Source organism: Lysinibacillus sp. FSL K6-3209, from assembly GCF_037976175.1.
Taxonomy (GTDB): Bacteria; Bacillota; Bacilli; order Bacillales_A; family Planococcaceae; genus Lysinibacillus; species Lysinibacillus sphaericus_D.
In genome coordinates this window covers 2365311-2376882 of sequence record NZ_CP150264.1, presented here as the reverse complement: position 1 = coordinate 2376882, position 11572 = coordinate 2365311, and the positions used below count along the sequence as shown (strand labels likewise).

Genomic DNA, 11572 nt, shown 5'->3' with positions numbered 1-11572 from the left:
GAAAACTGGCCAGCTTTATGGGAAGTACCTAATTTTGAAAGGGTATTTTGGTTTTTGACAATTGTTTCTATCTTACTAAATATAGTACCTATACTTTTAGAATTAAAAAATAAGTTCTTATTGTGATACATACAGCTTTACAACACTAAGTGCATTACTATAGTTTTCTAATTTTTTCATATAATGTATAATTTATAATTAAAGTGTTTAAATCTGATTATTTCAAAAGAATTATTTTAGGAGGGGGAAATTTGTTATATTCAGCTTTATTTATTGGTGTCGTTTTAATTGTAATTACGAATAAGCTTACTCAAGCTTTTAAATTATCAAGCACATTGGGGTTGCTTGGTCAAATCAGTGCGTCACTTGTAATCATAATGATTGGAAACCTCGAGGTTAGTCATATTAGTCTAGGTAATCACTTTGCATTGGGATATTTGACGGTTCCATTTACTTTATTACTTCTTATAAGTTTTACGAATGTAATGAATATAGAAAAAGTTCAAAATCCTTCAATATTGCTGCTGCCATTCGTTTCTTTAGTTTTTTTCTCAATAGCAGCTTTATTCATAGGTCATCCATTTGTTTTAATAACGGGGATTTGTTCCAGTTTAACGCTTATGTTTATTCTGCTATACGGCTATTTTACTGGGAAAGTATTTGTGGGAAGAACACTTACTACGTCAATAGGTTTCATAATAGCCGTGCTTTCAATATCCCTCATTGAAACATCTATTGTAACAATTTATATTCCGTTATTTACTTTAGCATTACCATTCACTTTATATTATTTAATTCAAGATAAAATTACGAATGTACAATCAATTTCAGTTAGCTTTTTAACAGCTATTTTATTTGGTGTATTAATGTATATAGTTCCTTTTAATACAATATGGTATTTCATTGCTGGGTTAACGAGTATTTTGGTTATCACGCAATTTTCAAGTAAGTATCGCTTTATTTAGAAATTAAATTTCTATTCAAGTAACGGGGCTTTAGTAAAACAAGTAGTTATAAAGTATACAAAATAATTCTAAAAAACGTTCCTAAAATGTTTAGAGAGAGACCGAATTCGAGAAATGCTGTTAAATCAACATTTCTTGGATTTTCCTTTGATTGTTTATACAGCTTTTTAGGGAATGTACTTTCAGGTGTTCTAAGGAACGAAATTTATATGGCTTGTTTTACCTACCGATGATTCAAGTCAACATCAATAGGTACGTATGGTGATGTTTGTTTCACTTTTAAATCTGAAACTTCGCCCTTACAATATATTGAAAATTTCGAGTTGAAATCAGACAAAATTGTTTACATGGATATTGATTGTAGACATATAGGTAAACTGTGCTTTTCCTCATAGGTATACTCGGAATAATGGAAAAAGAAGTGATCATTAAAGGGAGAAAGACGGTCTTAGAAAGGTTATATGGCATGACGATAGCCAAGTAACTGAGTTATTTGTTCGTATGTGTATTCGGATAATTCAAGGGCAAAGGTGACTATTGAATAGTCCGCGAAAATTGGGGGGGAATTAAAATCAAAAACCGACAGGAAAAATCTGCCGGATAAACAATTAATTTAAGTTATTTCCAAAACCATAATTTGCTTTAGGGCCAGAAGCTCCTTGGATGTAGTCTGCTTCCGCATTTTGGATTTGTTGTCGTACTTGTTTCACATCTGTCTCAGTTCCGAATTCTACGTTGTTTGTTGAATTCATAAAATTTTGATTTAAAAAACGACCAGAAGCTTGATTTTTGTTAGCTTCAGCTTGCTGGATTTTTTGTCTAATTTGGTCAATTGTTTGGTTCTTGTTTCGATTTTTTGACAAGTATTTTCACCTCCTCAAATTAGTCTGTTCAGAAGAGGTTTACTTATCCCTAGAAACTTTTATGTAAAAAAGGGAGGTCGTGACGGTCAACCAACGCCACAACCTAATAAGTGCGTGCGATACACTCAATAATAATTTGTTCAAATTAAGGTTATTTATACATTAAAAAAGCCGCAACATTGTCACACGCTACAGCTTCAAAACGAAACTATTTGAACTTTTTAGGTTTAGAAACTTTAATTGAAGCTACTTCTCCGCAATTTTGACATACAGTAAAAATAAGTGAAGATCCAATAGAGAGCATATTGTTAACCGGCCTTAATGCTGCAGGGCCATCAAGCTTACCTTCACCAAATGAACTATAGCCGCAGGACTTGCAGGTTAATTTGTTATTTTCCATAACTAATATCACCTCAATATGTAATTTGTGTAAATTATAACATAGAAAAAGCCGCAGTGTTGTCACACGCTACAGCTCGAAATTGGTTTATGCCCTTTTAAGGCTTGTCAGATAAATCATTATATCATAACTTAGAAGGGCCAACGTAATGGGCAAACAAGGGCAAATTAAAATAACGAAAGAGTATTTACTTCAGCGGATTGAAAATTATTGAGAAGGGAATAGAGAAGTTGGAGTCCTTCATAGATTGCTAGAAGGGAATAGCATGCGTGCAATTGGGAAGCATTGAGATTATCTAGTACGACAATTTTTAGAGTAAGAAATATTTTGAGTCAGATTATGAAGTAGCCAATGTGCTATTTCTTTTCAATTGACCAGATTGTTGAAAATAAAACTATTAAAGGGTTTTAAATTTATATTAAAATCTAGATGGTTCAAAAGGCTTTTACTTAAACTCCGGTTCTTAGAATTAAAGTAGAAAAAGTTAAAGGGGGATAAATTTGATTAAAAAAATCGATATAACTAATCTTAAACTTGCTGAAGAAGTTTTAAACATTCAAATACCATCATATAAAATAGAAGCAGAAATAATAGACTTTTATGATATACCGCCATTGAAGGATACAGTTTACACGTTACAACAATGTGGTGAGACTTTTTTTGGTTATTACTTAGAAGAAGAATTATGTGGCGTCATTTCTATAAAAGCAGAGAATGGTATAATCGATATACATCGGTTAATGGTACATCCTAAACATTTCAAAAAAGGAATTGCCAAGGTATTATTGGATTTTATTGAAAACGACAATGAAGGATTTGAAACAATAATAGTATCCACTGGATCCAAGAATACACCAGCTGTGACTTTCTATTTGAAAAATGGATTTTCAAAAACAGAGGAAATCAGTATAACAGAACGCCTATCCATAACTTCTTTTAAAAAAGATTTAATATAGTTTTATTAAGCAATTAAGTACTCTCCTGGAATAAGGAAAGTGCTTTTTTCATTAAAGAGCCATTGTTTATTGGCAAGAGATCAAAAATAGCGAAATGAAGAAAAGTAGCACATGGTATAGCAAAGAAAAGTATTTAAGGAAGGATGTTTTACGAGCGATTTAGCAAGTCATTTTTTAAACAAAAACAAATAGCATAGGTATTTTTAAATTGGCTTGAATGATAGATGGATAAAATTATGTTAAGGAAAAACAATCTACTTTTGTTGGATTATTAACATACATTGGTAAATATTGGATTACTGGTATACAATAATGAGAAACAGTTTGGGGAGAATAATGAAAAAAATATTTATTTTGTTACTAGTAGCAAGTGTATTCGTGATAGTAAATCCTACAAAATCAGAAGCAAAAGTGATGTATGATGGAGCAGAGGTTGTAAAAGGGCAAACAGGAAAAATGACCTTTAAAAAAGACATCAAGGTTTACAAGAAAAATTCAAATGGTACGTTTGATTCTTTATTGGTTAAGCGAAATAACTTTTTTAAAACGTATGATATTGAAAAATATGATGGCAAAACATTCTATCAAATGGGGCAATATCGGGTACAAGCAACGGATTTGGTAGTTTTCAAAGAAGTACCGATCGATATACGTTCATCATTTTATCATAATCCAGCTTATGTCATGATTAATCATCAGGGTGTGAAAACGAATGGTATGGATACTTTCATTGAATATGGCACACTTTTTAGAGTTGGAAAACGAGAAGAGGTTTGTAGACCACAAGTATCATTAGTATCTATTGAGAATGGTAAATTCAATTACCATTATTGTATTGGAGACATTGAAGGTGGGGATGTAAGCAGTACAGGTATTCTCGATAGCACCGATATTGGAATTTTTGAAAAGAAAACAAGAAATAAAGGCTTGTATATATTAACAGAAGATACAGAACTATACAATGGTCCGATGATAACAAGATACTATGGTAAAGAGTTGAAGGGAACAGTCTTTTATTCACCAGGAATTGAGATCAATGGTTATTTGATGGTGGGAGATGTGAATTTTGGTTTTATTCCAGCAAATCTATTGAAGCCAGTTGAAGAATAGATTAGAAAAAAGACCACTCAATGAGAATGGACCCTAAAATAGGTATAGACAAAAAAGCATTTTCAATTGAAATCCGGGTGTAACTATCTAGATTTCAATTTGGAGGTGTTTTTTTCTAGGGGAAAAAGAGTGAGTTATTCTTGAGTTAAAATGAAAACCATCGGGGTACAGTAACTTCTTAAATTGAAATTGTATCTGCTGTAATAAAATGAATATTGTAATATGCTATTATAAATAGGTTAACAATGTTAACAGAGTTCTAGAATATTCAGAAAAAAACTAGTAAGGAGTCCTATAATGAAAAAGAAATTAAACTATTTAATCTTACTTGTTACTTCCATTTTTATTGTTGGTTGTACGAACGTAGAAGATGCATCCGTTACAGTGAAAGAAACAAATTCACAAGAAGTAACAACAACTACGGTAACAGAAAAAACAGCATCAGAAAATACAGCAACTCAAACAAAAGATGAACTATTTAAAGGGTACAAACTGATTGAAGTGGATGGTGGCGATTTGTCAGGACATCGCGAACCTAACGTCGTCGTTGACATTGGCTTTGGGGACCGTCATTACTATGCATTTACGAATGAGACAGGGCAATTGGTTCGTGTTATTGCTGACAAAATCGTTCTACAAGATGACCGTACAGAACCCGTAACGTCAGCTGGCAGATACTACGCGGATGAAGCAAAAGTTCCTGGTGTAGAAAGAGCAGATTTAGATGAAGGACATATTATTGCTGATTCCCTTGGTGGGGTATCAAATGCTTATAATATTACGCCACAAAATAGTACGCTTAACCGACATGGTGATCAAGCATATATGGAAGATGCTATTCGTAAAGCTGGTGGAGCTACTAATTTCGAAGCTATTATTACATATCCTAATAAGGAAACGCAGATTCCTTCTCATTACAAATACACTTACACTTTAAAAGGAAATAAAATTGTAGATGAGTTTGCTAACGGCAACCCTGATGAAATAAATAAATCTCTAGGATTAACTGAAAGTAAATCAACTAACGCAAATAAGGCACCAAGTTCGAATAAGTCCAATGCTTCGAATGGCACTGAAGATATTTCGAGTGTTGATACAGATGGAAATGGACAAGTAACGATTAAAGAAGCAAAAGCAGCAGGTTATAGTATGCCAATAACGCGTGAACACTGGTTGTACAAATATATGCAAGACCGTGATAACGACGGTATGGTAGGGGAATAAGCTCCTTGAACTTTCTTCTCCTTGGACGATTTATACAATTTGCAAATGAGTATCTGTATAGGAACTAGAAGTAAAAGAATCTATCATAATCGGGCGGCGATTATGGAGCTACTATACAACGGTTAAAACCGTTGTTAGATTGCGAATTAATCGTATACTCCGCTCCTTTATTAGTGAGTCGACTATGAATACTTGCGTTAGTTAACCTGATTTACTTTGTACGGATGAATCTATTCTGGATTGGTTAACACAGCACACTATATACAATGTATATAGGTGCACCTTGTAACTGGGTACTCGTAGAACTTAAATTCAATAATCTGTTATTATTAACCTAATTAAACAATTATATACAAATTAAAAGTGGGGTTAAAATAATATGCAGAGAAAAACAAAGTCGGCAATTGTTCTCATTGCAGTATTAGTTATTTTTGGAGGAATTTTTGGTTACATCAAATTCACTGAACAGTTGGGGAAACCTACTCCCGAAAAAGAAAAAGCAGCCGTTGGACATGTTGAAGTAACGATAAAAGATAATACTGTTTCTAAAGCAAAAGAAAACATACCATATCCTGAAGATTTAGAAGAATTTAAAATGAGAAACATTATCCATAACATGTCCCATCAAAAAGTCAAAACTGAAAATGATATAAAAATAGGAAATACGCAAATAACACAAGCTAAAGTAGACCGATTGTTAGAAATAGCAAAACTCAATATGAAACTTTATGACAATGGCGATGTATATATAAAAATATTGGAGAGATGGTCGGGAGGCGACTTTTCTAATGCTGTTGAAGACCATAATTCTATCTGGGAAATGCAAAATGGAGAGGTTGGAAAAGCGATTCGTTTATTAACGCCCGAAGAAGAAAAATCACACATCAAATTTTATTTTACAAAACCATTAAAACCCGAAAATAGTGCTCAATAATGAGCACTATTCAGACTGTAGAACAAATTTATTGAATTTGTCTACAGTCTTTTTTTACTAGATGTGCTACTTGTTCGCAGCGCTTGCGGAATATAAATGTAATAACACTTTTTATAAAGTATATCCCTCCATTACAGCATTTAATTCGCGATTTAATTCCGTTAGCTTTTCAGCAGCATTTGCAACATCTGTAATTGCTTTAATATGCTCATCTATGGAAGATGCAATTTCCTGTACTGAAGCAGCCGTTTGTTCTGATACACTGGACGCACTTTCGATTCCTTCACTCATCAACTTATTATAGGATGTCATCACGTCCATTTCTTTATTTACTGCTAAAATCGATTCCACAATTTGTTTAACAGAATCAGACATCTGATTGAATTTACTTTGTGTTAGAACAACATCATCATTTAACTTTTTAGCAGTGTCCATTGTTACTTCTACAGTTTCAACTGTTTTAGTAGTTTCTGAAACAATGGACAAAACGACTCCTTGTACTTGGTGAGTAGCATTTTTAGATTGTTCTGCTAGTTTCCTTATTTCATCGGCAACAACTGAAAATCCTCTACCATACTCACCTGCTCTTGCTGCTTCAATACTCGCATTTAAAGCTAGTAAATTTGTCTGTTCTGCAATTGTTTCAATTGTTTCCATTACCTGCGTGATTTGATTTATTTTACTATTTAAATTTGTAATTTCATAACTGACTTTTTGTGATGCTACTAATGAATCATTGTTTGATTTTTGTAATTGCTGAACTATTTCAATTCCCTCGGATGTTATTTTTTCTGCATGTTTTGTAATGTCGTACATAACTTTACTTTGCTCTTCCGTGGTATCGATAGAACTTGATAATAGCTCAACTGTTTGGTTAATCTTGTCTAAATCATGGGCTTGTTCTTGCGTGCCAGTAGCAATTTCGGTAATTGCTCTGCCAACTTCATCACTACTAGCAGATGTTTCTTCTGAAATTGCTGATAAGTTAGTCGCTGAATCCAATAATTGGTCACTAGTATTTTTAGTATTTTCGACGAGCGTACGTAATTGCTGTGACATTTTATTAAAAGCAACCGCAAGTTGTCCAATTTCATCATTTGATTCAGGTAGATTGGTAACCATTATATGTCCGTCAGCAATTTTTGCTGATGTTTCAGCTACTTCTTTCAGAGTATGTATTTTCCTCCGAATACCTAAATAAAACACAAATGAACTTAAAATAATGAGTACAACTGTTGTACCAAAGATAATATATTGTAAAATGTTTAATCCTGCATAAAATTCATCTTGAAAAACAGCAATTCCAATAGTCCAACCCCAAGGCTCAAAATATTCTGTATAGGCAGTTTTATCTTTAAAAGAACCATCTGGCTGTTTGTCCGAATAAACGACATAGCGATCTTCTTCATTTTTGGCCTTGCCGCCTGCAACTATTTTTTCTCGATTATTTCTGTTAAGTTCATCGGTAGGAGCTCCACCTACTTTAGAAGGGTGGAGTTGTAATACTAAATCCTCGTCAAAAGCTAATATATAACCATTTTCTTTGTAAGTAAAATCGGATTTTTTATAATCGTAGTCTCCATTTTCATTTACTGGTCCATTTAGAATAATTCTCGCTTTTTCTTTCCCTTCCGCTAGTGTTATTTTGCCACTTTCCACTTCTTCATTAATCAATTTTAATGAAGTATAGGCCCCCTTAACAATGCTTTGTAGTTCTCTTTGGCCGGATTCTAAGAGCTGATTTTTGGCAACCAAATAACTTGTTGAGCCGATAATCACAACTGTGACAAGTATAATAGTTGTGATAAGTAGCATTAACTTCCCTGAGATACTTCGTAACTGTAAATTTTTCTTCTTCATTTGCTTCCTCCCACAACTATATATAGGTATATTTCGACAATAATCTACATAATTCAATAGTATCGCATTGTTTTTTTATAATAGGACAAAGGATTTATGAAAAGCTAGAAGAAAATTATCTTTTTAGAATAGTTTCTACTTAAATCAGATCGATTCAGTTTTATTCTAAAACTATACTTGGATAATCTAGGTTGCTTAAAGCATGCTTAAATCACCAAAAAGCATCATTTTATTCATCGCTTCAAAGTTTGCGCCTGTCACTGTACAGGGAAATGGCATGAAAGACGAGCCGTAATTCTTCGTAACGCCAATCGGTGCTTTGCTTTTTTTCATCATGCTTGTCTATTTTTTAATCACTCAAAAGCAAAGTTTGTTTAACTATATAGTTTATTCGCAAAGCCACGAATCGTTAATTTAATAACATTCGTGACTTTTTGATGTGTGCCCAAATTTAGTTTATTGACTGTTTAAATTCAAAAAACCATCAAAAGTTTATAAGAATTATATTTTTTTACGTTAACCTTGTATCTATAATTGAAAGGGGCAACTAGAAAATGAAAAAAATTATGAAGTGGTTTACAGTAAGTTTCTGTATATTATTGATTGTGCTTAGCGTCTCTGTCTTTAGCTTCCATAAGTTCAAAGAGAATAAAGAAAGTTCGTTATTAGAGAATAATACGGGCAAACTAATCGATTTTAACGGGAAAAAAATGAATGTTTATTCTGAAGGTCAGGACAATGATACATTTGTATTTATGGCTGGCTCAGCAGTAGCAGCACCGATGTATGAATTAAAAAGCTTGTATCATCATTTTTCAAAAGAAGATAAAATAGCCGTTGTGGAAAGAGCAGGATATGGGTATAGTGATGTATTTAACGACGATCGGGATATAGATGTAATACTAGAACAAACGAGGGAGGCACTTATGAAAAGCGGCAATAAGCCCCCTTATATTTTAGTACCACACTCTATTTCAGGAATCGAAGCCATCTATTGGGCGCAAAAATATCCAAAAGAAGTAAAAGCCATTGTGGCGTTAGATATAGGTTTACCATCACAATATATCAAACATCCCGTAGGTTTCGCAGAAAAGACTTTTATGAAAATAGGGAATGCTTTAAGTGAATTAGGATTCCAAAGAGTATTTCCGACTTTAGCATATAACGAAGCCGTCTTAGAGAAAGATTTTCTGACTCCAAAAGAAAAAGAAATATTTAAAGCGATATCTAATAAACAGGGAATCAACAACGATATGCAACAAGAAATACTACATGCCGTAAATAATAGTAAAAAGTCTGCGGCATTACCTATTCCGAAAACAACCCCAATTTTATTTATTGATGCTTACCTTGATAAAAATTCTGAAGCTGCTAAAGCATCACTAAAAGACTATCAGGATTTTGCTAAGCAGTTAGATATTTCGAATATAATTCAAATAAAAAGCAAGCACAGTATTTACTTGTACCATTCTACTGAAATCTATGAAGAAACCCAACAGTTCTTGCAGGAGATGGTTGAAAAATAGTGAGGAAGGAACGAGAATATTGTTTACAATTTTACTGGTAGAAGATGATAAAATGATTGGAAGTTTATTAGAGAATATACTGCAAGAAGAAGGGTATAACGTAATCTGGTTAGAAAATGGAGCTTCAATATATACCGTTATAAAGCAAGTCGACATTGTCATTATGGATATTATGCTACCTGGTGAGGACGGCTATCAAATTTCCATGCGCATTAATCAGTTAGGGCATAATATTCCTATCATATTTTTAACTGCAAGAAGTGATATTGAGAGTAAATTAAGAGGGCTTGAAATTGGCGAAGATTACATGGTAAAACCATTTGATCCGAGGGAATTATTAATGCGAATAAAAAACAAATTAGTTGCTTTTTACGGCATTCACAAACAAATACAGCATTTATCAGTGGATGTAACGCATATGCGTGTTGTTAATCATCAACATCAGAAAGAAGTCGAATTGACAGCCATTGAAAGGAAAATATTCTTTTATCTCTATGAAAACGCAGATTATATTTTATCTAAAGAACAATTCATGGAATACCTTTGGCCGCTAGAGGATCGTAATTTAAATTTAATTAACGTATATATTAAAAAGCTACGCAGCAAAATTGACGATCGAGATGGTGTAATTATTCAAAATGTATATGGAGAAGGGTATCGTATGAATACTCATATGAAACAATGAAACTAAAAAAGAAATATCAACTATTGCTATTGACGGTTATAGGCAGTGTGCCTCTTTCTGTTGTGGTGATTAGTGTTTTCGTAACCATAATCTACAATCATTTTTCAACTAATACAGAAACCCAGTTTTATGAGTCAAAAGCCTATCCAATTATGCTAGGATTATTTATCGTTAGTTTTTTTGCTTTGGCTATACTATTCTCTAAATCCATTAATACATTGATTAAACGGATCAATGTATTAAACCAAACGATTATGGAGTTAGCGAGTGACGACAAGAAGAGGCTTCAAAAGATTCCTTACGCTAGAAATGATGAATTAGGGGATTTAACCAATGCAGTAAACCTCCTTATTGACCGGACGATATCCAAGGAAATTGAAGTACAGCAACAGGAGCGAATGAAACAAGAACTTTTAACGCAGTTGCGTCATGATATTAATACACCTTTAACAGCGATGCGCTTACAACTGTACACAATCGAACGTGATTTTTCACAACATCAGGATATTTTCAATTCTTTAAACGAACAAATAAACTATATTTCAAAGTTATCCAATGAATATAATTTTGAGCGTTTATCTCGTGTTGATAATTCATATATAATCATGGAAAAGGTAGATGTGCCAAAACTTCTAAATACAATTATTTTAAAGTGGAATTTTTTATATAAAGTCAACCAAATCTCTATTGTATTAAACGATTGCGCAACTAACTGCCAATGGAGTAGTCATGAAATTTGGTTGCACCGCTTATTTGATAATATCTTCCAAAATACATTGCGTCATGCAGCATGCGATACATTGGAAATCACGTTGCAAAAAAACTTAATTATCTTTAAGGATAATGGGATTGGGTTTAATGTGGAGGAAAAAGGCACTGGTTTACGCATCATAGAAGATATTTGTCGAGTGCTTGAACTACAGAGTACAATCCAATCCAATGAAAAAGGTACTCAAGTGACCATAAGCTATGCGCAATATTAATACTTTTGATAAAAACAACACCTCAAAATTAAAAGCTTTCCAAAATCGTATTGACACAGCTTACTA

The 11572-nt window shown here is 33.0% G+C and carries 12 protein-coding genes; 8 read left to right on the top strand and 4 right to left on the bottom strand.

Annotated features, from left to right (window positions below; genetic code table 11):
• The first annotated feature begins 251 nt into the window (after nucleotides 1-251).
• Nucleotides 252-965, top strand: a complete 714-nt coding sequence (locus MHH88_RS11375) for a UDP-N-acetylmuramyl pentapeptide phosphotransferase (RefSeq protein WP_339258107.1) — start codon at nucleotides 252-254, stop codon at nucleotides 963-965.
• A gap of 608 nt (nucleotides 966-1573) precedes the next feature.
• Here MHH88_RS11375 and MHH88_RS11370 read toward each other — a convergent pair.
• Together MHH88_RS11370 and MHH88_RS11365 are read right to left on the bottom strand one after the other, a co-directional pair.
• Nucleotides 1574-1828 carry a hypothetical protein gene (locus MHH88_RS11370; protein ID WP_069512499.1) on the bottom strand — a complete coding sequence of 85 codons (255 nt, stop codon included), beginning with the start codon at nucleotides 1826-1828 and terminating at the stop codon, nucleotides 1574-1576.
• Nucleotides 1829-2036: 208 nt separating this feature from the next.
• Nucleotides 2037-2228, bottom strand: coding sequence for a hypothetical protein (locus tag MHH88_RS11365; protein ID WP_069512500.1), 192 nt, complete (start codon nucleotides 2226-2228; stop codon nucleotides 2037-2039).
• 500 nt (nucleotides 2229-2728) lie between these two features.
• Here MHH88_RS11365 and MHH88_RS11360 point away from each other — a divergent pair, with 500 nt between their 5' ends.
• The 4 genes from MHH88_RS11360 (at nucleotide 2729) to MHH88_RS11345 (ending at nucleotide 6452) form a co-directional block, all read left to right on the top strand.
• Entirely contained in the window at nucleotides 2729-3184 is a 456-nt protein-coding gene (locus tag MHH88_RS11360) for a GNAT family N-acetyltransferase (protein WP_069512501.1), read from the top strand.
• 336 nt (nucleotides 3185-3520) lie between these two features.
• Entirely contained in the window at nucleotides 3521-4294 is a 774-nt protein-coding gene (locus tag MHH88_RS11355) for a hypothetical protein (protein WP_339258103.1), read from the top strand.
• A gap of 297 nt (nucleotides 4295-4591) precedes the next feature.
• Nucleotides 4592-5518 (top strand): DNA/RNA non-specific endonuclease, encoded by a 927-nt coding sequence (locus MHH88_RS11350; protein WP_339258101.1) that lies wholly within the window; start codon nucleotides 4592-4594, stop codon nucleotides 5516-5518.
• A gap of 379 nt (nucleotides 5519-5897) precedes the next feature.
• Nucleotides 5898-6452: a DUF6241 domain-containing protein gene (locus tag MHH88_RS11345; RefSeq protein ID WP_339258099.1), complete on the top strand. Its 555-nt coding sequence runs from the start codon at nucleotides 5898-5900 to the stop codon at nucleotides 6450-6452.
• Between the two features lie 111 nt (nucleotides 6453-6563).
• On the opposite strand, the gene MHH88_RS11340 is transcribed toward MHH88_RS11345, so the two are convergent.
• Both MHH88_RS11340 and MHH88_RS11335 read right to left on the bottom strand, forming a co-directional pair.
• Entirely contained in the window at nucleotides 6564-8312 is a 1749-nt protein-coding gene (locus MHH88_RS11340; protein ID WP_339258097.1) for a methyl-accepting chemotaxis protein, read from the bottom strand.
• A 195-nt stretch (nucleotides 8313-8507) separates the two neighbouring features.
• Complete coding sequence (locus MHH88_RS11335) at nucleotides 8508-8648, bottom strand: hypothetical protein (protein WP_339258095.1); 141 nt, start codon at nucleotides 8646-8648, stop codon at nucleotides 8508-8510.
• A 218-nt stretch (nucleotides 8649-8866) separates the two neighbouring features.
• Here MHH88_RS11335 and MHH88_RS11330 point away from each other — a divergent pair, with 218 nt between their 5' ends.
• The 3 genes from MHH88_RS11330 to MHH88_RS11320 are packed head-to-tail and all read left to right on the top strand — an operon-like array spanning nucleotide 8867 to nucleotide 11506.
• Nucleotides 8867-9838 (top strand): alpha/beta hydrolase, encoded by a 972-nt coding sequence (locus MHH88_RS11330; protein WP_339258093.1) that lies wholly within the window; start codon nucleotides 8867-8869, stop codon nucleotides 9836-9838.
• Nucleotides 9828-10523, top strand: coding sequence for a response regulator transcription factor (locus tag MHH88_RS11325; RefSeq protein ID WP_339258091.1), 696 nt, complete (start codon nucleotides 9828-9830; stop codon nucleotides 10521-10523). Before MHH88_RS11330 ends, MHH88_RS11325 begins: the two co-directional genes overlap by 11 nt.
• Complete coding sequence (locus MHH88_RS11320; protein WP_339258090.1) at nucleotides 10520-11506, top strand: HAMP domain-containing sensor histidine kinase; 987 nt, start codon at nucleotides 10520-10522, stop codon at nucleotides 11504-11506. Before MHH88_RS11325 ends, MHH88_RS11320 begins: the two co-directional genes overlap by 4 nt.
• The last annotated feature ends 66 nt before the right edge of the window (nucleotides 11507-11572 follow it).